We start from the raw sequence: 24,274 nt of genomic DNA on the forward strand, positions 1-24,274 counted from the left end.
CTTCACCCTCTTATGCTTGCGACGGCGCGTATTCTGTGTTTTTTCATACTGGGGTTTGCAGCGATGACGCATCTGGCTCCCGCAGGCTGGAGCCAGACGCACACCCGCGCACAGGATGTCCCCATGGAGAGCCCCGCCGGAATACAGGCCGTTACCGCGACGGCCACGGTGGAGGCCATACAGATAGACGGCCACCTGGACGAATCGGCATGGGCTCAGGGAGTAATCGCCGATAAATTTTTCCAGTTGGATCCCGATGAAGGGATGCCGGCGAGCGAACGCACCGAAGCCATCGTCCTGTTCGACAGCGACGCCATCTATGTCGGCGCCCGCCTGTTCGACAGTGCGCCGGATTCGATTGTCGCCCGTCTGGGCCGCCGCGATGCAGATCAGGAATCCGATTTTTTCGGCGTCATGCTGGACCCGTATCTGGACCGCCGCAGCGGATACTACTTCGGCCTGAACGCCGCCGGCACACTCTATGACGGGGTGCTCATGAACGACAACGGCGACGATTCCGACTGGGACGGGGTGTGGCAGGGACGCGTCCAGCGAACGTCGTACGGATGGACGGCGGAGATGCGTATTCCGTATTCGCAACTGCGGTTCTACCAGCAGGATCGGTATGTGTGGGGCATCAACTACATACGCGGCATCTCGCGCAAGCAGGAGCGTGCGTATCTGGTCTACACGCCCAGTGACGAAAGCGGCTTTGTGAGCCGCTTCCCGGAACTGGTGGGCATTCGGGATATCAGCCCGAGCCGTCAACTGGAAATTATCCCGTATGTCACGTCGCGCGCCTCCTACGATCAAACGGTCAGTGACGGCAATCCCTTCAACGACGGCTCCGTGTACGGTCTGGACGGCGGCGTGGACGTACGGTACGCCCTGACATCCAACCTGACGATGAACGCCACGGTAAACCCGGATTTCGGGCAGGTGGAGGTGGACCCTGCGGTCATCAACCTGAGCGATTACGAGACATACTTCTCGGAAAAGCGCCCGTTTTTCGTGGAAGGGGCTTCCGTGTTCGGCGGCTTCGGGAGGGGCGGGCCCAGATTTAACCTGAGTTTCAATAACAGTCCGGAATTTTTTTACAGCCGCCGGATCGGGCGCTCGCCGGCGGGCAGGTTGCCTGATCATGCGTTTTCGGATGTGCCGGACGGCACGCGGATACTCGGCGCCACGAAGGTCGTGGGCAAGTTGGCCGGCAGCTGGAACGTGGGAACGCTGCAGGCGCTCACGGCCCGGGAGCATGCCCGGCTGCAGAGCGGGAACGGGGTGCGATCCGAAGCGGAAGCAGAGCCGGCGACCTACTACGGCGTCTACCGCGCCCAGAAAGAATTCGCGGACGGGCGCCACGGACTGGGCTTCATGTCCACGGTCAACCAGCGGTTTTTCTCGGACGAGCGCCTCATGGATCAGATGAACAAGCGGTCGTTGGGTTTCGGCGTGGACGGGTGGACCTTTCTCGACAGGGAAAATACCTGGGTGCTTAACGGTTGGGCCGGTTTGTCCCATCTCAACGGGACCGAGCAGCGGCTGCTCGATATCCAGCGCAGTTCGTTGCATTACTTCCAGCGCCCGGACATCGATCATGTCCGCATCGACAGCAGCGCCACATCGCTGAGCGGATGGGCCGGACGCCTTGGGCTGAGCAAGGAACGCGGACGCTTATCCTTCAATACGGCGATCGAAGCAGTATCCCCTTCCTTCGACGTAAACGACGCCGGCTTCCAATCCGGATCGGACGCCATCAATGGCCATATCGGCCTCGGGTACAGCTGGCCCGACCCCACCCGCTTTACAAGAGATGCCTTCGTACTTGCCGCCCTGTTCCGGGGTGTCGACTTCTCCGGAAATGCGTTCTCGACGGGGGCCTTCGTCTTCTCCCGCATCGAATTCCTGAATTACTACACAGCGTTCGGCCGCCTTTTCGTCGTCCCGGAAACCGTGAGTACGCGGCGCACGCGCGGCGGTCCGTTGACGCTGGAGCCACCGGGTATGGGAATGGACGTATCCGTGTATTCGGACCGGCGCAAGAATTTTGTGGTCGGCCTGGGCGTGGATATGGAAAGTGGGAAATCAGGAAGGGAAACGGGACTGGAGGTGGACATCGAGTGGCAGGCGGCGCCCAATGTAGCCCTTGCGCTCAGCCCTTCCGTTTCATGGGAAACCGAAAAGAGCCAGTGGGTCGGCGCCTTCGACGACCCGTTGGCCACCCGGACATTCGGAAAGCGGTACGTATTCGCCAAACTCGATCAGATAACCCTGTCGTCCACCGTGCGGCTCAACTGGACGTTTACTCCGGAACTGAGTTTTCAGTTGTATGCGCAACCCCTCATCTCTGTGGGCGACTACTCGGAGTACAAGGAACTGGCCCGCTCACGCTCCTATGACTTCGTACGCTACGGGGAAGCAGGTTCGACCTTCGATGCGGAAACCCTTGTAGCGGACCCGGACGGACCCGACGGACTTGCCCAAACCATCGAGCTTCCCAATCGCGACTTCAATATAGCCTCGCTCCGGGGAACGGCTGTGGTGCGCTGGGAATACCGGCCGGGCTCCACGCTGTATCTGGTCTGGACGCAACAGCGATCCGACTTCACGGACGATCCCTACTTCGAATTCGGCCCGTCGTTCAACCAGTTGGCTACTGCGCCCATGGAGAACGTGTTCGTGCTGAAGATGAACTGGTGGTTCAGCTCGTAGGAGTCCGGGCAAAGGGAAGGCAACCAGGCCCTAACGATCCGTGCGAAAAGGCGCCGCGGGCAGCCCTTCCTCGTTGTAGAGATTGGCGCGGTCGGGGTTATCGGCCCACGCATACCGTACGGCCACGGGGGTTTCGACCGAATCACTCGACACCACCACCGTCTCGCCGTCGATACGGGCATCGGCCCATACGAATCGTCCGTCGGGCCCGGCTATGGAGAATCCTCCCGGCTGCGACGATCCGCGGGCGACAAGACCCGATCCCGTGTGATCGAACGACAGAATCACGCGGTCGCCTTCCACGACATGATCGCGATGGATCGGCCCGGAATATACCAGGTCCTCCGCATACGCAAGATGCCGAGCGGCCAGGGAAAGACGAAGGCCGACGTCCTGTTTGTTGCGCGGGTGGATATCGTCCGCCTCCCCGATATCGATCGTGATGGCCTGACCGACATGGGGCAGCGTCAGAGCAGCCGACTGCGACTCGCGCATAAGCGCCCAGTTACTGTCTCCCGGTTCAAGGGGAGCGGCGCGGAACCCGGCAAGGGAAACGAACAGGAAGGGCGCCGCATCGTTTCCCCAGGCGTTGCGCCAACTGGATATAAGGGACTGGAACTGCATGGCGTACCGTCCGGCGTCTTCCGGGTTGCCCGCGTTGGATTCGCCCTGATACCAAAGGAATCCCGTAATCGGAAAGGACAGCAGCGGATGAATCATTTTGTTGTACAGCAACGTGGGCTGGTGGTTGGTCCTTTCCTCGCCGCTTTCTTTATGCTCGTTGAGCCGCCGGGCAATTTCTTCGGGAGGCATCATCAAGGCATCCGGCTCCAGCCATGCCTCTATCCGACTGCCTCCCCAGGAGATGTTGAGAATGCCCACAGGAATATCTACCGAAGTGCGTAAGGAACGCGCGAAGTAGTACCCCACGGCGCTGAATTGCCCCACGTGGCTTGAATCCGTCGAGTGCCATTCCCCGCCCGCCAGCGTCGGCTCCGGTGCGTAAGCCCACGAACGGGGCACCTTGAAATGCCGAATATGCGGGTCGTTGGCGGAGCGTATCTCGTTTTCCGCATCCGCGGAATTGGCGACGGTCCATTCCATGTTGGACTGCCCCGAGGCGATCCATACGTCACCGAACCAGACATCCTGTATGTCCAGGGTCCGATCTCCGGCGGATATCGTCAGCGTGTGTGGGCCGCCGGCGTCCCGGGGCTCCAGTGTGCCCCGCCAGGTTCCGTCAGGCCCTGCTTCCGCCTCCTGAACCATGCTGTCGAACGTAATCGTAACGGACGTTCCGGAGGGCGCCGTTCCCCACACCGGAACCACCGCGTTTCGTTGCAGGACCGCGCCCTCCGAGAAAAGACGGGAGACAGTGAACGAATCGACCGAAGCAGATTGTCCATAGGCGGTACCGCTCACGGCAATCATGCAGGTGAGGAACAGCGCCTTCATAAAGTGGAGGGTTTTTCCGGGCCGGAAAGTCATGGTAGTATGTGGTGTGGTGGAATCAGAGCAACCGAAAAACGGATCCGCAAGGGCTGCTACCTGCGCTGCCAGAACGCCTTACCTCCTTAGAAAGGTGGTGCGCGATGCGGTTGACAGCGCTTATCGGCTCAAGGCATACGCTTGCGTGGTAATAAAATATTTGGTCAGCAAGTTGGTGCGCTCCCACACCGGCAATGCGCCATCGGCGAGGTATTGCAGATACTGTTCCGTGACTCTCGTGAAGTGTTCTTCATGCCCTTCCTTGTAGTCCTCCGGAATATTGATTTTCCATCCGAATTCGGACGGCTCGGCGGATAATCCCGAATACCGGGGACTCAGGCTTTCCAGCGCTTCACGGAGTATCAAGTCAAATTCCTGCGGATCCGCGCCTTCGAGCGACTCCACATACAGAGTCGCTGCATATTGCTGCGCTTCATCCTGGCGAATCACCAGGTTGGCGCGGGTGCCCCGCATAATCGAATAATGCGTATCGCCGCCCTCCGGATTTTCGAAACCCCACCGCACCGATACCTTGCCATGAATCCCGCGGACTTTGAACACAAATTCTCCATTGGCCGCCACGGCGAGGATGGAATCGTTTTCGATACCCGGCGCCAGGTAGTCGGGGTAGGCTGCTTCGCGGGTGGCCTTTGCGAATTGCGAGGGGGTCAGCGGGGTATCCCAGCTTCGGGCCGTGATCACTTCGACCCCATCGTCCGGATTTTCGTAATCGACAGGTTCTTCGGGAAAAACCTGCCACATAATAAGATCTACAAGGTGGGTAGTGACATCCGCAATGGCTTCCCCCTGCTGGTTGACGTCGAAAAACCACACAGGCCTGACCAACGGCTGTCCGGCTACGGTTTTGTAAAAATAATGGACGCTCTCTTTGGATATCGCCGGTTCCTCCGGGCTGCCCGCCACCAATTCGCCAAACAGGTCCGGGTCCTGAGACAAGGCTCTTTGCAGAATAGACGTGATCTCGTGACGCTCGGTCATGATGTCATTGACGAGTAGCCCCTGTTCGTCCGCCGAGGCCAGCACATCCTTCAACACCGGAAAACGGTCGGGATGAATCACCATGGGCTTATCGGCCAATACATGGATGCCTGCATCGACTGCCCGCCGGATATATTCGATCTTCCGTCCATTGTTACCGGCCACAACCATCACGTTGCCGGGCTTTTCTTCCAGCATCCTCTCCGGATAATCGTCGCCCCGGTAGACCACGGGAACCCAGTGGGTGGGCTGTTCGGGCCGGGTATTGAACCGGTCGATCAGGGCCAGATGGCTTTCCAGCTCCTGGCCGTCCGGAGCATAGATGTGCACGGTCTCATCAACCTGGTCGTAGTCGTATTTATGCACTAACCCCGCATGAAAATGACCGGGGTCGAGGGTCATCAGCCGTACGGCTTTGTCCACCTCGACGAATTCCGCAGACGATCCGTCTTCACCTGACGTACAAGCCGCCGCGCCCAGCAAAACGCTAAAGGAAAGAAACAGGGTGATCTTCATCTATTCGCCGGCAATCCTTCGACCATCTCAAGGGTGTAGGGGTACCGTTGGGGCCTGGACAGCATGGCATTGGCTTCGTCGTCGTCCTTAAAGCGTTCGTTTTCCGGATCCCAGTAGAGTGTCCGGGGAAGTTTCATTGCGATGTGGGCGATCAGGCAGGCGCTGGTGGACCGGTGGGCTACATCGACCGGCGCCACCGTGGTCTCCCGGCTTTTGATACACTGGATCCAGTTCGTGTGTTGTTCCTCGCTTACATACAGATGTGTTTCGTCGGGGCCTATCCGGGAATCCAGGATAGCCGGGTCGCTGGCCATCAGCGGAGGCAGCCACTGGCCCGAAATCGGATCACTGCTGGTTACCGACCCGCTCCGCGTCACAAAAATCCAGCCTTCCTCCCCCTCGAAACGGACGCCATTGGGAAATTCGCCGGAGATCAACATGGTGACGCCGTTGGCGTATTTGGCTTCCACGTGGAAATCGCCATGCACATTCCATAGTCCTCCGGTCGCAAACTCGGCCTGGGCCCGTATCTCTATCGGCCCGGTCAACTCGGTACCCATCCCCCAATGGGCCGTATCGACGTGGTGCGCACCCCAGCCGGTGATCATCCCGGCGGAGAACTGCTCGCACCGTAACCAGCCGGGACGGGAATATCCCTCCGGCAACACGTACCCGGCGGCGGACGTTCTGTCCAGCGGATGCACGCGGTCCAGGGTATAGGGCACCTCCGGCGTCGTGCCCAGCCACTTGTCGTAATCGAAAAAGTCGGGAACCGGCATCGGCGTAGGATCGCCTCCCGGAGGATCGCCGGGAAGCCCTACACGGACGGTATGCAGCGCCCCGATCCGACCATTGCGCACCAACTCGCAAGCCCACTTGAAATGGGGCCAGGGGTTTGTCGAGCGCTGTTGACTGCCTACCTGAAACACCGTGCCCAGCCGTTGAAGGTTGTCGCGCAGGATTTTGCCTTCTTCGACCGTTAAGGAAAAGGGCTTTTGCAAATAGACGTCCTTGCCGGCTATCGCGGCTTCGAGCGTGGGCAGAAAGTGCTGATGGTCCGGCGTGCTGATTACGACGGCGTCGATGTCCGACTGGGCAAGCAACTCGCGATAATCCTGATACATCCGCACGTTCATGTGCGACAGGCTGCCCCGATGCATGGCGTACCACTGCTCGACGTACCGCTTGCCTTCCTCCATGCGTTTCGCGTCGAGATCACACACCGCCACGACGCGCACATCGTCATGCTTGAGCACTTCCGGCAGGTCGTGGCCCCTGGCGATCCGTCCACATCCGATTTGGGCGATGTGGATGATGTCATTCGGCGATCTGCTGCTCACCCCACGCCCGTACCCGGAAAAGGGTGTGCTCGCGGGCGCCACAACCAGTCCTGCTGCACCCAGAACCGATCGTTTCAGGTACTCCCGCCGGGAAATTCCCCGGCCTTTACCGGGGCGTCTGTTGTGGTCCATTGCGTCTGGGGTTTGAAAGCGAAGGCGAATATGAGAAACGGTCCGGGACATGCCCTATGTAATTTATGCATAGAGAGGCCCATATATATGCGGTTTTTGCATAGATAAATTCATGGAGATATCCCACCGATAACCCATTGAATCCCGCCCAGAATGTGTCGCATAAATCCGGGGTCTTCATAATGCTCCGGCCTGTGACCCAGGGACGTATACCATTGGCGGCCCCCGTCGAACTCCTGATACCAGGCCACCGGAAAGCGGTCGCCAAACAACGTTCCCGGAAACTGTTCTTTTTCCTCATCCGAAACCGTAGTCAGATCGGCCGCCAGAAGCACCCGGATGCGGGGATTCATCTCTTTCAGATAATAGCATTCGTCGCCCTCGATCTCCCAGGTATCGGGCAGAAAGGCTGTCGAAGGATGGGTTCGGTCCATCACCTCGACCGTAAAGTCCTGCAGGGGCGCATGGCGTTCGAAATTGCCGCCGAGAAGTTGGGAAAACCAGGGCCAGTCCCTTTCCGAGCCGCTGGCCGAGTGAATACCCACGAAGCCGCCCCCGTTCCGGACATACGATTCGAGCGCCCGCCGCTGCGCGTCGGTATCGAAGGCTTCGTTGTTGGTGTTGGAAAAGATCAGCGCGTCGTACTGCTTCAGGTTTTCTTCGGTAAACAGCGCGGGGTCCTCCGACGCCGTCACTTCGAAACCGTATTCGGCGCCCAGCCCCTCGAGGGCCGCCACGCTAAAGGGAATATTTTCATGCACGTACCCCTCGCCGTTCTTCGTATAGACCAGCACGCTGGCCCCTCTGAGATTCCCTGTCGGATGGACCTCGACACGGGGCGGATCGGCGAAATCCCGCCAGTACCGCTCGGCCAGCGCCGCGTCGATGGTTCCATCATAGACCAGCATGCGGTACCGCAAGGCGTACGAGTTGCCGGGCCTGAGCTCCCAGTCGTTTTCCTGAGCCGGGTTGATATTGATATAGACGTTCTCGACTCCCCCATTCTGTCCGACAGGCCATACCCGCAAGTGCTCCGGAAAATTATGATTACCTGGGTGGGTCATAAACAAAATACCGGAGGAACCGGCCGCCGCCCCGGAAACGCCGTGTACATCGATCCATCGCGCGCGGGTCGCATTGGCGTTGCTCTTGTCGAAACCCTCGGAGGTGAGCAGCGCGGCCGTCTCATCGTTCCATGTCTCCGTAGCGCGCAGGCTGAAACCCTGATAACGATACGCTTTGATGGTCAGCGGCGCTTCGGTAGCCGGATTCAGCGTAGAGGCGAAATCGATCAACCAGACCTTTCGATCAGGATCCGCATTCCAGACCTTTACCTCCCATTGTTCGTTGAGCGCCACCTTCTCTTCCCCGCCGGTGAAATCAACGTGGGCCAGCAGCGCTTTGAAACCGCCAAACAGCGGTCCCGCCGTACGTTCTATCACCTGCTTTGCCCGGACGGTGCCCTGCCCGTCCGCCAGGTTCCAGAAATCGACGCTGCGCCCCTCGAATTCGGTGCGCGTCCAGGGATTCCAGAGACCGTAGTGGTGATAGTGATCAGGGGGTTGGATGCGAGAGAGTATCTCGCCTTCCGGCGACCAGATCGGATGGATAAAACCGCTGCGGTCGTATATCTCATCCACGCCTTCCGGGACTCCCTGAAACGTATAGCGATAGGCAAGGACCGGTTTATCTCCTATTCGCACCTGCAGGCTTTCCCCGTCATCCTCCACCTGTACCGGTCCGGCCCCACCAGGCATTGGGCGTTCTTCAACCACTCGCAATTCAAAATTGCGGACCGCACCCGGTGGGGTTTCTCCGTCGAGAATCCACGTCATGCGGCTGGACATGCCCGGATCGAGTTGGGACGCGACGGGCAGGTCTTCTCCTCCGGTAATCTCGAAGAGTTGCAACGCACCGTCGTGCAGGCGGAGAGGCACTCCTTGCAGACTCGCGGTAACCGGTACGTCTACCCGCTGATATGTACCGGCATGGACGGAGAACGCAGCAACGACTTTGGATTGGGCCTGGACGAAAGACGCAGGCGCCAGAAGCACCAGGGCTGAAAGCAACGAAAGAGGCAACACACCGCTGGAATGTTTCCTTTTCGTGGCCTCGACTCTTTGACGAACGGTGCAGGCGTGTTCGGGTGTCGCGTCCCCACAACCTGCAACACTATGGGCGGCGATGGGATGCAGGCCGGCCGAATACGCTGTCTCTGGAGCGATGTTATTCATGGTATTATTCATGCAGGCCGGATGTTACGTATCGGAAACAACCATATCAGACTCTTCGGGGTCACCCGCCTCTATACTATCTGCTGAAGCATCAGTGCGGCGCCACCAGTTCGCCAACGCCGAGCCGGAGATATTCATCCACGGACCGAAGATGGCCGGGGCCAACCCGACGGTGGCTACTTTACCCATCTCTACCGCGATACCCGTCGCCAGACCGCCATTTTGCATCCCCACTTCCAGCGAAATGGTACGACAGGATTGTTCGTCGAGCCCTATCAGGCGGCATCCCCAGTAGCCGAGCACGTAGCCTATCGCGTTATGCATGATGGCCGCGAGGAAAAGCAGCAGCCCGATATCGAGCAATGCATCGCGGCCCGAAGCCACGATGATGGTCAACACCACCGCGATACCGGCCATCGAGACCAGTGGCATGGCGCGGTGCAGCCACTGGGCCCGGCCGCGCATGATCCTATTGAAGAGCAGCCCCAGCACGATGGGGACCAGTACGATTTTCGCAACGCTTATCATCATCGACACAAAATCGACAGGCACGAACTGGTTGGCGAGCAATCGCATCAGCAACGGCGTCATGAGCGGCGCCACCAGCGTGGCGATGGCCGTCATGGTGATCGACAGCGCCAGATTGGCTTTGGCGATGTACGCCATCACGTTCGAGGCCACTCCGCCGGACACCGAACCGATCAGCACGATCCCCGCTGCAATTTCAGCGGGAAAGCCGAATATCCGGGCCAGCGAAAGACCCACCAGCGGCATGATCGTAAACTGACAGGTAAGCCCGACGAACACCCCCTTCGGCATTTTGACCACGCCTGCAAAATCCTTCAGGCTCATGGCCGTGCCCATGCCGAACATGATGATCTGGACCAGGGGAACGATCAGTCTCGTGAACTCGAAATCGCCAGCACGCAGGAAATACTGCGGGTAATACATCGCCACCGCGACGGAGGCGAATATCCAGATCGTAAAGGCGAGCTGACGGAGCCTGGGCACGCCGAGCCCGCCAATAGCCAGGGCCACCAGAAAGCCGACCACCGCAGGGCCGGTGGCCGCAAGGCCGCCGACGATCAGCAATACGACGGCGGCGAGTGCACAAAGCGCAGCGAGGATAAGAAAGTATCGATACAAAGGGCGCACGATGGCGGCGAGTCAAGTTATTCGAAAAACGGCATTCCTTCCGTCGCGTACCGGCGCATGCCTTCCTCATTGATCTCTACGCCGATCCCCGGTTTTTCCGAAAGCGGAATGAACCCGTCTTCCACCATCGGCCCGTCGAACGATACGATCTCGCTAAACATCGGATTGGAATGAAAATAGGTTTGCCACTCCAGCACCATGAAATTGGGCACGGACGCGCACACGTGGCAGGAAGCCATGGCGCCCAGATACGAGGCCACCATGTGCGGCGCGAACGGCACATAGTACAGGTTCGACAAATTGGCGATCCGCTGTCCTTCTCCCAATCCGCCCGCCTTTTGCAGATCCGGCATGATAATATCCACGGCGCCTATTTCGAGCAGCCGCCGGAAACCGTGCGCCAGGTAAAGATTCTCCCCGGCGCAGATGGGCGTACTCGTGGATTCCGTGATGTGTTTGTACGCCTCTACGTTTTCCGCAGGGATCGGCTCTTCGAGCCACATCAGGTTGAGCGGCTCCATGAGTTTGGCGACCTGCTGAGCCGTGGGCGCGTCGTAGCGGCCGTGCATATCCGCGCAAATGTCGATGTTCGGTCCCACGGCTTCGCGGGCCGCCGAGATCTGATCGACCATCCGTTGCAGTTCCGCAGGACTCGCAGTCCAGTTGTATTGATCGTACTTGTTCGGATCGTTTCGTTGATCCAGATCGAACTTCATCGCCGTAAATCCCATGTCAACGGCTTCGGTGGCAGCCTCGGCGAACTGCTCCGGCGTCGGCAGCCGGAACTGATACAGCGCCGTATCCATGTAGACCCGGATCCGGTCGCGAAACTTGCCGCCGAGGAGCTGATACACCGGCAGGCCCAGCGCCTTGCCGGCAAGGTCCCACAACGCGGTTTCGACCGCCGACAGCACGGCGACATACATGCCCGACTGGGCTCCCTCGAAAAAACCCGCCCTGCGAATGTCCTCGAACAGCCGGTGCACGTTCAGAGGATTCTTTCCCTGAAGCCGCTGGCCGAACATTTTTACCAGGTGGTATGTGCCGGGCACCGCATCCACCCCCTCGCCGCAGCCCCAGATATCCTGGTTGGTGTATATCTTCACAAAAAGACCGTGGGCGTTCCGTATGTATCCGCATCTGATATCCGTAATCTCCAGGTCCGACGGAGAAGAAGCCAGATTGGCTCTCTCGACAGCGGATTCCAGGCCGCGCCCGAATCCGGCGAGCGGCGTGGCGGCCCATGCGCCCGCAAGGGCGCTTCCGGCCAGAAAGGAACGTCGGGTGTGTCTCTTTTTCATGATTCTTTCAGGGTGTGGGCCTACCAGGTTCGGGTATCGAGGTAGTCCTGAATATTTTCTTTCGCCACCGGAAGTTCGTCGATGTGCGCTTCGAGCCACCGCGAAAAGTCGCGTTCGATTTCCGCGGACCATCGGGTATCGATCTGGCCGGGCGTATAGACCTGCTCGCGAAGACGCTGGTGCCCGAACATATCCCGCAGCCGAACGATTTCCGAGGTGGTGACCACCTGCTCCGCCAGGTGAGGAGGTATAAAAATGACGCCGCCGTCTCGCCCCAGCACGACATCGCCGGGCATCACCGTCGCCTTGCCGATCCGCGTCGGCCGGTTAATCCCGACCAGGGTGGTGTTGAGTCTCCCGTCGGGATTGTTCAGGTGATGAGAGGGGTGATAACTCCGAAAGAACGACGTGAACGAACCGATTTCCTTGAGGCCGTCGATATCCCGGATGGCGCCGTCATAGACGATCCCGTTGCCCGACTTCGCATAGATCGAGTTGCCCAGGTTGTCGCCGATGGTCGGTCCGTCTTCGTGGGCGCCGAATTGATCGACGACGTACACGTCCCCTTGCACGAGCAGGTCGATAGGCCACGAATTCTGCGATCCGATGCGCCCGTCTTCAGTATGTCCTTTTTCGTCGATCGCACGATGAATATCCGGCCGGCCCGGCATGAAAATCGCCGTAACGGCCCTGCCCACCAGCACGCTGTCCGGGTTAATCGTCATCCAGCCATCGTCATACTGATGGTTGAAGTTGCCTCCCCTCAATACCGCCCAGGCTTCTTCCAGAGTAACCTGTCGCATCCGATCCAGGATGTCGTCGGGTACGCGGGGCCGGCCGTCGGGAAACCGCTCGCCCTGCCATTCGGGCGTCAGAAAAACAAGGTCTTCTTTCGAGATTTGCTGCGCAGAAACGGCCTGGACGAAAAAGAGCGGCAGCAGGATAAAAGGCAAGAATCGGCTGGCCGTCATACCTGAAAACGGGCGAGGGAGCAAAAGCAGCGAAACCATACGCAAAATATGCGTTGTTGCGATATAATCCCCCAAATTTGAATTTTCAAGGGAATTTTCGGCTATATTTTCTTGCGGTTTTTTCGCCTCCCTTTGTCGTTCAGGCGCTGGCCGGGGAGCGTCACGCTCCGGCGTCACACACACGCCATGAAACAAGCACAGGCTACTCACATGAGCAGACTTCAAATCCGTTCAAACCTGATCACTGCGCTGGCGGTATGCTGCGCCGCCGCAGTCCTGTCCGTAGGCCTGAGTACACCCAAACAGGAACGTGTCCTGGTGTTCTCGAAAACGGAGGGATTCCGGCACGCGTCGATCGAAGCGGGCGTGGAAAGCCTCCGCAAGCTTGGTGAGGAGCATGGCTTCGCGGTCGATGCGACCGAAGATGCGGCCGCGTTCACCGAGCACAATCTGAAGAACTATCGCGCCGTGATCTTTCTGAACACGACAGGGGATGTGCTCGACCCGGCGCAGCAGGACGAATTCGAGCGCTACATCCAGGCGGGCGGCGGCTACGTCGGCATCCACGCCGCCACCGATACGGAGTACGACTGGCCCTGGTACGGAAAACTCGCCGGCGCCTGGTTCGAGAGCCATCCCATCGACCCGAACGTGCGGAGCGGCGTCTTTCGGGTACTACGCAAGGACCACGTGTCGACGGAGGGGCTGCCGGACCGGTGGGAGCGCGAGGACGAGTTTTACAACTTCCACTCCATTAACCCCGACATCGAAGTCCTCATAGATATCGACGAAACCACGTACGAGGGCGGCACGAACGGCGAGTACCATCCAATGAGCTGGTACCATGAATTCGATGGAGGGCGAGCATGGTACACCGCGATGGGACATACGGACGAAACGTTTTCGGAACCGCTCTTCCTGCAGCATCTTCTTGGCGGGATCCGTTACGCGATGGGGGACGGCGCGCTGGACTACAGCCGGGCCCGCCCGCAGGAAAACCGCTTCACCAAGGTCGTGCTTGCCGAAAAGCTCGACGAACCGCTGGATCTGACCGTGCTCCCGGACGAGCGGGTGCTCTTCATTGAACGCGGCGGCGCAGTGCATCTCTACCATCCCGCCACGGAACAGATCACGCAGATTGCGACGATTCCTGTCAGCACCACGTACTTGAACGGGAATATCGCCGAGGACGGCCTGATCGGCGTCGCCGCCGATCCGGACTTCGCACAAAACGGCTGGATATACCTTTTCTTCTCCCCGGCAGGAGACGAACCGAAAAACGTGCTTGCGCGCTATCGCATGCAGGGAGACGCGCTCGACCTGGACACGGAACAGGTGATTCTGGAAGTGCCCGTGCAACGGGACGAGTGCTGTCACACGGGCGGCTCCATCGCCTTCGACGCCGACGGCAATCTGTATCTGTCCACGGGCGACAATACGAATCCGTACGGCATAGGCTATGCACCCATCGACGAGCGGCCCGGACGAGCACCCTGGGACGCACAGAAATCGTCCGCCAACACGAACGACCTCCGGGGCAAGATCCTGCGCATTACGATGCAACCGGACGGAAGCTACACGATTCCCGAAGGCAACCTCTTCCCGCCGGGTACGGCAAACACGCGACCCGAGATCTACACGATGGGCCACCGGAATCCGTACCAGATCTCGGTAGACCGGCGAACGGGCTTCCTCTACTGGGGCGATATCGGTCCGGACGCCAGTCGCGATTCCGTAGACCGCGGCCCCTCCGGCCACGACGAGTTCAACCAGGCGCGGCAGGCCGGCAATTACGGCTGGCCGTACATCACCGCAGACAACAAGCCATACCACGACTTCGATTACGTTTCGCAAACGCCCGGCCCGGCCTTCGACCCGGACCACCTGATAAACGACTCGCCGAACAACACGGGGCTCACGGAACTCCCCCCGGCGCAGCCTGCTTTTCTGTGGTACCCGTCTGGACCCTCGCCGGAGTTCCCTCTTCTCGGAACCGGCGGCCGTTCGGCGATGGCCGGCCCCGTCTTCCACCGGGACGACTTCGCCAACGCCGAACGGCTGTTCCCGGCCTGGTACGACGGCAAGCTCTTTCTCTACGAATGGATGCGCGGCTGGATCATTGCTGTGACGATGAACGAGGAGGGCGACTTCCTTTCGATGGAGCGGTTCATGCCGAACCACCGCTTCAGCAACCCCATCGACATGGAATTCGCACCGAGCGGCGACCTTTTCGTACTGGAGTACGGTACAGCCTGGTTTTCGGCCAATGACGACGCCCGGCTCGTCCGCATCGAGTACAACGCAGGGAACCGGAAACCGGCCCCCTCGCTCTCGGTGGACCAATCCGCCGGGGCCACCCCGCTCCGCGTCGCGCTCTCGTCGGAGGGAACAATAGACGCCGACGGCGACACACTCCGCTACGAATGGGCAATCACCAATCAGGATGGGACCGGTTTGGCCCGATTGAGCGAGCCGAACCCCACGTACACCTTCGACCAGCCGGGCCTGTATACGGCCACGCTGACCGTGACCGACACGCAGGGCGAGCGCGCCACAGTCGAGACGCAGATCGTGGCGGGTAACGAGCTGCCGGAAGTGGAAATCGACCTGATAGAGGGAAATCGCTCCTTCTTCTTTGCGGGAACCCCGATCCACTACGCGGTCCGTGTCCGAGATCATGAGGATGGCACTCTGCAAGACGGGCAGATCCCGGCGGAGCAGGTAACGGTCACAGCAGACTACCTGCCGGAAGGATACGACCAGGCAGCCATCGCGCAAGGGCATTTCACGCCCGGAGTTCCGATAGCACACGCGGCTGGCCAGGCCTTAGTGGAAGGGGCGACCTGCCTTGCCTGCCATCAGATCGACCAGTCCTCCATCGGCCCTTCCTACGTAGCTGTGGCGCAGAAGTACGAGGGCGACCCGGAAGCCACGCAGCATCTGGTGAAGAATATCCGCGAGGGCGGCTCCGGCGTCTGGGGCGAAATGATAATGCCGCCGCACCCGCAGTTTTCCGAAAGCGAGGCGCAGCAAATGGTGGCGTACATCCTCAGTCTGACCGAGGAGCCCCCGCTGCTGCCTGTCGAGGGAACATACATGCCGCCGGCTGTCGAAGCGGGCGGTACGGCGCAAGGTATCGTCGTGCTTCGTGCAGCATACACAGACCGGGGCGCCAACGGGTTGCCCGGCGCCTCGGCCAAAAAAACGCTTGTGCTCCGCGCCACGACCATCCTGGCTGGCGACGGGGAACTGGCGGAAGGCGTCATGAGAATCGACGTGCCGCAATTCCCGACCCCGATGGCTATCGTATCGCAACCGGGTTCGTACATCCGGTTCGAGCAACTCGACCTGACCGGGATATCGGAGGTGCGCTTGTTCGCACTCGCCCCGAGCCAGTTCCAGGCGATGGGAGGCAAGGTAGAAATCCGGCTGGATGCTCCGGACGGCCCGCTCCTGGGCGAAACCGACTTTATTCAGGATGTGGCGATGCCCACGCCGTTCCCGGTCGCGCTTGAGCCCACGGTCGGAACGCGCGACGTGTACTTCACGTTCAGAAACGACGAGCATGACGGCCAGGGAATGCTCTTCGTTCTTACGACGGTCGAATTCACAGGCGCCGGGGAAAACATGCAGCAGGTCGAACAAAGCACGTCCGGGGGGCTGGACACGCATAGCCCCATCAGGGACCTCCTTGCCAACGAACAGGCCAAGGCCGTGCTGGACAAGCACGTCCCCGGCATGACGACGAATCCGCAGCTTGAGCAGGCAATGGACATGTCGCTCCGGCAGATCGCGCCCTTTGCGCCGCAGACCTTCACCGAACAACTACTGGAGGCCATCGACAAGGACCTGGCCGAACTGTAAGGGGCTTCGGCGTACCCCGAAAGAATAGTTCCGTACCCGGGGTGGGACTCGAACCCACAAGACCCGAAGGCCATCGGATTTTGAGTCCGACGCGTCTACCAATTCCGCCACCCGGGCAGGGTCATGGACAGGCCGCGTTTTCGCCGAAGCTTTTACGTACCTCCGGAGCGTTTCCGCAAGCCTTTCCGTACAACGACCGTCGGGTGCACGGGATCCGCAGGGCAAGGACCTTGGGACGCGCATTCGAACAAAACATAGGGCCCGGGATATCCTGCAAACTCGCGGCCAACCGCACGTTTATGTTTTGAGAGAAGGCGCGTCCCAAGGTCCTCGCCCATGTGGATTTAATCAGAGGTTCCTTAACTTGATTCCATTCCGCCCGGCTTCGCCTGCCCGCTTGCAGTTCGGCGCCGCATTGTTCAATTTCAGGGGATGCTGTGCTCCCCATGCTCCGTAAGGCATTTAGGGCCTGTTGACACTATTCCACGCATTCCATGCCCGCTGAACCGGCTCCCCTCAGGTCTTTCGAGAAAGATATTGTCGTCGAATCCTTTGAGTTGTTCGACGTACCTCCCCGCTGGCTTTTTCTGAAAGTCATCACAAAGGGAGGACTTGTCGGCTGGGGCGAACCGGTCGTCGAGGGGCGCAGCGGCGCCGTACGGGCTGCCGTCGAGGAACTGGGCGAATATGTGATCGGACGGCCCGCGAACCGCATCGAGGACATCTGGCAAGTCCTCCACCGGGGCGGATTCTATCGGGGCGGACCGGTGCTGATGAGCGCCATAGCAGGCATCGATCAGGCATTGTGGGACATCAAGGGCAAAGCGCTGAACGCCCCTGTGTATGAACTGCTTGGCGGCGCGGTGCGGGGCAACATCGCGGTATACGGCTGGATAGGGGGCGACAGCCCGGACGGAGTGGCGGAAGCTGCACAGCACCGGGTGAAGCAAGGATTCAGCGCGGTCAAGATGAATGCATCGGGCCGGATGGCGTGGATCGACAGCCCGCAGCGCATCACAGAGATCGCGGAACGGATGCGGTTGGTGCGCGAAGCGGTGGGGCCGGATATCGACATCGGGGTGGATTTCCACGGGCGTATCCATCGCGGACTGGCCCGGCGGGCCATCGAGGCCCTGGAGCCGTATGCGCCGATGTTTGTGGAGGAACCGGTCGCACCGGGGCACGAAGACCTGCTGGCCGGCCTCGCCGCGGGGTTGCGCACCCCGCTGGCGACCGGGGAGCGGCTCTATTCCCGGTGGGATTTCAAGCACGTACTACCGCACATCGACGTGGCGCAGCCCGACGTCAGCCATGCCGGGGGCATCTCCGAAACCCGGCGGATTGCGTCCATGGCCGAGGCATACGATGTGGCGCTGGCGCCGCATTGCCCGCTGGGTCCCCTTGCGCTGGCGGCTTCGCTACACGTGGATTTTGCGTCGATCAACGCCTTCATTCAGGAAACCAGCCTCGGCATGCATTATCACGATCAGTATGGCGTGGAATTGCTGGATTATGTGGCTAACCCGGAGGTGTTCGCGGTGCGGGAAGGGAAAATTTCGCTACCCGAAAAGCCGGGACTGGGGGTCGAAATCGATGAGGATATCGTGCGTAAAGAAGCGAGCCGTGCCGATGGAGAAAACGGCTGGAGAAATCCCGTGTGGCGCCTGAGCGACGGCTCGTTTGCGGAATGGTAGGCCGTTCCGTTACGTGCAAAGGCTATCCCGTGACGGCCAATTCCTTCATAAAGCGGATGGAAGAGGCAATGCCCCGGCTGAAACGGTCGAGTCCGAAATGCTCGTTGGGCGAATGGATGGCGTCCGAGTCGAGTCCGAACCCCATCAGCACGGTATCGAGTCCCAGCGCTTCCTGAAAATCCGCCACGACCGGGATAGAGCCTCCCTCCCGGATAAACACCGGCTGGCGACCGAACTCATCACGCAGCGCCCGAAAGGCGGCCTGCATGGCCGGGATGGAGCGATCTACAAGAACCGGCATGCCGCCGTGCAGATCACGGAAGGTCACCTTCATGGTGGGCGGCGTTTCCCTTGTGAAATAGCGCCGGAGCATGGCTGCCACTTCGTTCGGACGCTGGTCCGGAACAAGCCGCACCGAAATTTTTGCACCGGCCCGGGACGGCAGCACCGTTTTGGCGCCCTCCCCCTGGTAGCCCCCTCCTATACCGTTTACATCCAGCGCCGGGCGCCCGCGTGTGGCTTCCAGTACCGAATACCCCGCTTCGGTACGCGCTGAGGAGATCCCTATATCCCGTTTCCACGCCGCTTCATCGAAGGGCAGGCTGCGAAACGCTTCACGCTCCTCGTCGTCGAGCTCCCGGACTGCGTCGTAGAATCCCGGAAGCGTAACCCGGCCTTGCTCGTCGTGTAATCCGGCAATCAGGCGGGTCAGCACATGAATCGGGTTTTCGACGGCGCCCCCGTACACCCCCGAGTGCAGATCCCTGTTCGGTCCATCCAGAATCACCTCTACGTAAGCCATGCCGCGCAGGCCATACCCGATAGAAGGAAGGCCTTCGGCGAAAAGCGCCGTGTCCGAGATCAATGCTACGTCGGCCGCGAGGCGCTCCTGATGCGTTTCGAGAAAAGGACGCAGGTGCGCTGAGCCGCTTTCCTCTTCGCCTTCGATCAGAAATTTCAGGTTGACGGGCAGTTCGCCGGCGGTGCGCAGCCAGGACTCCGCAGCCTTGGCGTGCATAAAGAGTTGTCCCTTGTCGTCGCTGGCCCCCCGGGCGAACAACTGACCCCCGCGTTCCGTGGGCTCAAAGGGAGGCGTCTCCCACAAGTCGAGCGGGTCCGGCGGCTGCACATCGTAGTGACCGTACACCAGCACCGTCGGGCGCTGTGCATCGTGCATGTGTGCAGCGGTGACAATGGGGTGCCCCTCCGTTGCGTGGATCTGTACTTCACCGATGCCGATTTCGTGGAGATGGTCGGCAATCCATACGGCAGCGCGACGCACCTCTCCCGCATAGGCCGGGTCGGTGCTGACGGACGGAATGCGCAGCAGGCTCTTCAGTTCGTCAACGAACCGGGGTTCGTGCTTCACAGCGTAGGCAAGCGCACTGGAAACAGACATAGGCCATCGCGGAAAGACCGGGTATATGCAGATGTCGGACAGGACTGATCGGGCGCCTATAATTCGCTTTCGTCCCGCCACCGGAGGAGCTTCCAGACAGCAGACGTATCTTCTCGAATAATAAGAAAATTCACATTGCCATCCCCCCGAAAGACATCGCCCCCTTCGAGCGAAATGGTCAGATTGAAAGGCCGCACGATCCGGGCGCGCAAATCCTCTTCAAAGAGGGTCTGAGAAAGGATCTGGTTCCAGCGCAGATTCACAAGCGTCGCATTTTCGAAGAGGCGCCGGGTGGTTTCGAGTTCCTGAGCAAATCCCCACTCGCGTTCAACCTGGGCATCGAAGTCATAGTAGATGAAAATGAAGGAGGAATCCAGCAGCGATTCATAAAGCGTCAAGTCCCGGAGCTCGTAGGCATTCCGGAAATTGGTAAAGAAGCCGTCAATGGTGGTGGGATCGCCCAGCAGGTCACCGAACGGACTGCCTTCTTCGAGTGCGGGGGCAAAGGGATTGCAGGCCGCAACGAGCACGACCGGCGTCAGGATCGCAAGCATGGCGCTCCAGCGTGTCCCCATCGGATCGTTTGCTTATTTGATAAAGGCCGCCTTCAGATCGCTCCAGGAAGCGGCGGTGCCGGTCGAGTTATCCGTCCAGGTTGCAATGTACCACAGGCCGTCCTGCCCCTTTTCGATCGACCAGGCGACACGGCCCTGCAGCCTGTTCGGCAATTCGGTGCTGCGATGGTTAAACACCAGCACATACGAGGCATCCACCGTATAACGCTCAGGGCCCGCCGTTTGCTCTACGTCGGTCAAGCGCAACTCGTTGCCGCTGGTAAGGCGGGCCGCCTCCACCAGTGCCCGAAAATAACTTTCTTCTTCCTGAACGCCCCATCCGTTCCAGATGGCGGGGTCATTCGCCTCTGCTTCCGCAGTGGGTTGGAAGTGCAAATCGTCCGAAAATGAACGCCGGTAATTCGGGGCATTCAATTCGGCAATGGCGAAGCGCAGATTTTCCAGCACCTGGTCGGGCGTATCCGGCTGGAGAAACGTGCCGGTCTCCGTGCCCGGCGGTTCCGGTGTGCGCGTCGCGAACAGGTCGCATCCCGTCGCACACACCAGCATGATCAGCACGCACGTCCGAATGGTCGAGCGCGGATCAACACGTGTCCGTCTCTGGCTTTTCGGCATACAAAATGAGCCGGGGGCTGGCATTCGAATGAGGATTTCCTTCGTAATCGCCGTACGTATGCCGGATCTGCAGGTCTGCCGAGGCATACATCGCCCGAAAATCCTCCAGCGTATAGAGACGAACGGATTCGAGGAAGGACTGTTCGTTTTCGCCCGTGTGAATCGTAATCCGCTTGTTGATTCGTCCGTTTTCTACCCATCGCCGCTGATGAATGGCCGATCCGGCCCGATCGAATCGGTCTTCCGGAACAAGATGATCGAGCACATAGGGGACATTGAAGAAATCCTGCACGAACCAGCCACCGGGACACAGGGACCGGTGCATGGCCCGCAGCGCACGCACATGGTCGTCGTCGTCCGCAAAATATCCGAATGCCGTAAACACATTGATGACGCCGTCAAAACAACAATCGCATACCGGGTTGCGCATGTCGCCGCGTCGAAACAGGACCGTAAGCCCCTCTTTCGCAGCGCGCCGGGCGGCTTCTTCGATAGCGTATGTGGAAAGATCCACGCCGGTTACATGATACCCCCGCCGGGCAAGGGCCCGCGCATGCCGCCCGCGACCGCACCCCATATCCAGAATGGAAGCACCGGACACAGGCCGGACGATGCGTTCCAGGAAATCCACCATCCGTTCCGCTTCGTCCTCATCCCGGTCCTGGTACACGAGCTCGTACTCAGGATGATCGAACCATTCCTCGTACCACATGGAATCGACCGGATTTATGCCGCCTTCCCGGAGGCAAAAGGAGCCAGGGCTTCGTCCAGGGTGCGGACATCCTCCGTCCATGCGATCATCTTGCGAATAACCTCATCCAGCAACGCGTCAGGACAGGAAGCGCCTGCGGTGAGTACGACATTTAGAGGACGCAAGGCCGGAAGCCATTCGGTTGTAACCTTTACCGCCCCTTCCCCCGGGTCGAAATGCCGGATCATGTCCGGAGAGATGATTTCTTCGGCATCACGCACGAAATACGCAGGCATCTTCTCCGCGCAAAGATCGAACAGATGGCTGGTATTGGATGAGTTGTAGCCGCCCACGACAATGCCCAGATCGCCCCCCGACGCAATCAGTTCCAGGGTGGCGTTCTGGTTCTCGTTGGTAGCGTAGCACAGGGTGTCACTGGTGTCGGCAAAACGGTCAGGCAATTCCGCCTCGCCGTACCGCTCGAGAATAGCCTGCCGGAGCAAACGGGCAATGGCTTGCGTCTCGGTAGCAAGCATGGTGGTCTGATTTACCACACCGATACGTTGCAGGTCGCGGAGCGGGTCGAAACCGGTCGAGTATTTGTCGCGGAACCGATCGAAGAAAAAATCAGCGTCGGCTTCTCCGCGAACGATCCGGGCAATATCTTCCGCTTCGCGTATATCGCGTACGATCACGGCAGGGGCATCCCGGCTGGCGCGGGAAAACGTAGCCCGCAATTCCTCGTGGTACTGTTTACCGTGTATGACCACGGTATACCCGCCCTGGCCGATCCGCTTACTCTTGTTCCATACTTTCTCGACGAACGGGCAGGTCGTGTCATAGGTCAGGGTGTCGACGCCGCATTCGGCCAACTGGCGCTTGACATCGAGCGAAGTGCCAAAAGCCGGAATGATCACTATGTCATCGGGGGTGAGCTCCTCGAAAGGAATCAATTGCTTGCCGGTGGTTGTCCGCAGGAAACGCACGCCGGCTGCTCGCAAATCCCCATTCACGCGGGGGTTGTGAATCATCTCCGAGACCAGAAAAATGCGCCGTCCGGGATTCTCCTCCAATGCGCGCCAGGCAATGTCGATAGCATGTTCGACACCGAAGCAGAATCCGAAATGCCGTGCAATCTTGAAGCGTATCGGACCAAAGTCCAGTACGGACGGTGTGAGATCCCTTTTACGCGGATCGGCCGCGCCGCGCGCGGCCTTGACCGTCGATACGATCGAACTCGCGTAGGCGCTGGGAACGTTGAATTTTCGGGCGGCCATTGGGCAACGAGGTCTGGGGGCAGGCCCTGGCTGGTACAAGCCGGGGGTAAATCGTTAACGCCGGGAAAGGATTCAAGTTCGATAACGGGCTACGAAGGACAAGGCTGTTTTACTAATCACAGCCCGGGGTTGCAGGTTGACCTTTATCACAGCCTGCGGCTGCAGGTTGGTTTTGATCACAACCTTCGGCTGATGTGGGGGGCTATTTCCTTCTTCCAGGAAAAAAACGAACCGTCGAGGATGGTTGCGCGCGCCTTGCGCATCAGCCAGGTATACAGAGACAAGTTCTGTACGGATGCAATGTGCAGACCGAGAATTTCGTCCGCCATAAAAAGATGGCGCACATACGCTTTGGAGAAGGTCCGGGAAACATACCCGTCCAGACCGGAATCAAGCGGCGAAAAGTCGTCGCGCCACTTCCGGTTCCGGATGTTGACGATGCCCTCCGTCGTGAACAGCATACCGTTGCGCCCATTGCGCGTGGGCATGACGCAATCGAACATATCCACGCCCCGTGCTATGTTTTCCAGCAGATTTTCGGGAGTGCCCACGCCCATGAGGTAACGCGGCTTGTCCGCAGGCAGTATGTCGTTCACGACCTCGACCATGGCATACATCTCATGATCGGGTTCGCCCACCGAGAGACCACCGATGGCATACCCCGGAAAGTCCATGTCCACCAGCCGCCGGGCCGACTCCTGCCGGATATCCGGAAACACCGTACCCTGTACGATGGGGAAGAGCGTCTGATCATATTCGTACAGGGATTCCGTTTCTTCGAACCGTTTTTTGCAGCGGGCCGCCCAGCGCAGGGTCATCTCGTGCGAAGCCCGCGCATATTCCCGCGACACATCCGCCGCCGGACACTCGTCGAGGACCATCATGATATCCGCGCCGATGCTGCGCTGGATATCCACCGCCGATTCGGGGGTAAGAAAATGGGAAGAGCCGTCGAGGTGACTGCGGAAGGCTACGCCCTCCTCGCTCAGCGTCCGGTGGCTGCCGAGCGAAAAGACCTGATATCCCCCGGAATCGGTCAGGATCGGACCGGGCCACGCCATGAGGCGGTGCAACCCGCCGGCTTGTTCGATCAGCTCCGGGCCGGGACGCAGGTACAAATGATAGGCGTTCCCCAGTACAATCTGTGCCCCTACGTCCTCGAGCAACGTGCGCGAATCAACCGCCTTGACGCTTCCGAGCGTACCCACCGGCATGAATACCGGGGTTTCGATCGGACCGTGGTCGGTCTCGATCTGCCCGGCCCGCGCCTCGGTACGGGGATCCCTGCCGGATACGGAAAATCGCATGGCC

The 24,274-nt window shown here is 59.8% G+C and carries 16 protein-coding genes and 1 tRNA gene; 3 read left to right on the top strand and 14 right to left on the bottom strand.

The features are described from left to right. Positions 1-12: 12 nt before the first annotated feature. Positions 13-2,712, top strand: a complete 2,700-nt coding sequence (locus F4Y00_05975; protein MYE04501.1) for a carbohydrate binding family 9 domain-containing protein — start codon at positions 13-15, stop codon at positions 2,710-2,712. A 30-nt stretch (positions 2,713-2,742) separates the two neighbouring features. Here the strand turns inward: F4Y00_05975 and F4Y00_05980 are convergent, their stop codons facing one another. From F4Y00_05980 to F4Y00_06010, 7 genes are all read right to left on the bottom strand, one after another. Further along, positions 2,743-4,200, bottom strand: a complete 1,458-nt coding sequence (locus tag F4Y00_05980; GenBank protein ID MYE04502.1) for a sialate O-acetylesterase — start codon at positions 4,198-4,200, stop codon at positions 2,743-2,745. Positions 4,201-4,320: 120 nt separating this feature from the next. After that, positions 4,321-5,715: an oxidoreductase gene (locus F4Y00_05985; protein MYE04503.1), complete on the bottom strand. Its 1,395-nt coding sequence runs from the start codon at positions 5,713-5,715 to the stop codon at positions 4,321-4,323. Next, on the bottom strand, positions 5,712-7,187 hold the full coding sequence (locus tag F4Y00_05990) for a Gfo/Idh/MocA family oxidoreductase (protein MYE04504.1): 1,476 nt from the start codon (positions 7,185-7,187) through the stop codon (positions 5,712-5,714). Before F4Y00_05990 ends, F4Y00_05985 begins: the two co-directional genes overlap by 4 nt. Before the next feature lie 110 nt (positions 7,188-7,297). After that, positions 7,298-9,433 (bottom strand): hypothetical protein, encoded by a 2,136-nt coding sequence (locus F4Y00_05995; protein ID MYE04505.1) that lies wholly within the window; start codon positions 9,431-9,433, stop codon positions 7,298-7,300. A gap of 12 nt (positions 9,434-9,445) precedes the next feature. After that, entirely contained in the window at positions 9,446-10,576 is a 1,131-nt protein-coding gene (locus F4Y00_06000; protein ID MYE04506.1) for a bile acid:sodium symporter family protein, read from the bottom strand. Between the two features lie 17 nt (positions 10,577-10,593). Continuing rightward, positions 10,594-11,877, bottom strand: a complete 1,284-nt coding sequence (locus F4Y00_06005; GenBank protein ID MYE04507.1) for a mandelate racemase/muconate lactonizing enzyme family protein — start codon at positions 11,875-11,877, stop codon at positions 10,594-10,596. A 20-nt stretch (positions 11,878-11,897) separates the two neighbouring features. Beyond that, positions 11,898-12,848, bottom strand: a complete 951-nt coding sequence (locus tag F4Y00_06010; protein ID MYE04508.1) for an RraA family protein — start codon at positions 12,846-12,848, stop codon at positions 11,898-11,900. 186 nt (positions 12,849-13,034) lie between these two features. On the opposite strand from F4Y00_06010, the gene F4Y00_06015 reads away from it, so the two are divergent. Then, positions 13,035-16,712, top strand: coding sequence for a PKD domain-containing protein (locus F4Y00_06015; protein MYE04509.1), 3,678 nt, complete (start codon positions 13,035-13,037; stop codon positions 16,710-16,712). 33 nt (positions 16,713-16,745) lie between these two features. On the opposite strand, the gene F4Y00_06020 is transcribed toward F4Y00_06015, so the two are convergent. Then, a tRNA-Leu gene (locus F4Y00_06020) sits at positions 16,746-16,829 on the bottom strand. Between the two features lie 377 nt (positions 16,830-17,206). Here F4Y00_06020 and dgoD point away from each other — a divergent pair. Then, on the top strand, positions 17,207-18,406 hold the full coding sequence (gene dgoD / locus F4Y00_06025; GenBank protein ID MYE04510.1) for a galactonate dehydratase: 1,200 nt from the start codon (positions 17,207-17,209) through the stop codon (positions 18,404-18,406). 22 nt (positions 18,407-18,428) lie between these two features. On the opposite strand, the gene F4Y00_06030 is transcribed toward dgoD, so the two are convergent. The 6 genes from F4Y00_06030 to tgt form a co-directional block, all read right to left on the bottom strand. Beyond that, positions 18,429-19,805 (bottom strand): dipeptidase, encoded by a 1,377-nt coding sequence (locus tag F4Y00_06030; protein ID MYE04511.1) that lies wholly within the window; start codon positions 19,803-19,805, stop codon positions 18,429-18,431. Between the two features lie 56 nt (positions 19,806-19,861). Continuing rightward, a complete protein-coding gene (locus F4Y00_06035) occupies positions 19,862-20,359 on the bottom strand; it encodes a hypothetical protein (GenBank protein ID MYE04512.1) in 498 nt (165 codons plus the stop codon). A 33-nt stretch (positions 20,360-20,392) separates the two neighbouring features. After that, a complete protein-coding gene (locus tag F4Y00_06040) occupies positions 20,393-20,995 on the bottom strand; it encodes a hypothetical protein (protein MYE04513.1) in 603 nt (200 codons plus the stop codon). Next, positions 20,964-21,707, bottom strand: a complete 744-nt coding sequence (locus F4Y00_06045; protein MYE04514.1) for a class I SAM-dependent methyltransferase — start codon at positions 21,705-21,707, stop codon at positions 20,964-20,966. Before F4Y00_06045 ends, F4Y00_06040 begins: the two co-directional genes overlap by 32 nt. A gap of 14 nt (positions 21,708-21,721) precedes the next feature. Further along, complete coding sequence (locus F4Y00_06050; protein ID MYE04515.1) at positions 21,722-22,963, bottom strand: 4-hydroxy-3-methylbut-2-enyl diphosphate reductase; 1,242 nt, start codon at positions 22,961-22,963, stop codon at positions 21,722-21,724. A gap of 176 nt (positions 22,964-23,139) precedes the next feature. Continuing rightward, on the bottom strand, positions 23,140-24,270 hold the full coding sequence (gene tgt, locus F4Y00_06055) for a tRNA guanosine(34) transglycosylase Tgt (protein MYE04516.1): 1,131 nt from the start codon (positions 24,268-24,270) through the stop codon (positions 23,140-23,142). Between the last annotated feature and the right edge of the window lie 4 nt (positions 24,271-24,274).

It is taken from the genome of Bacteroidetes bacterium SB0662_bin_6 (assembly GCA_009839485.1).
Classification (GTDB): domain Bacteria; phylum Bacteroidota; class Rhodothermia; order Rhodothermales; family VXPQ01; genus VXPQ01.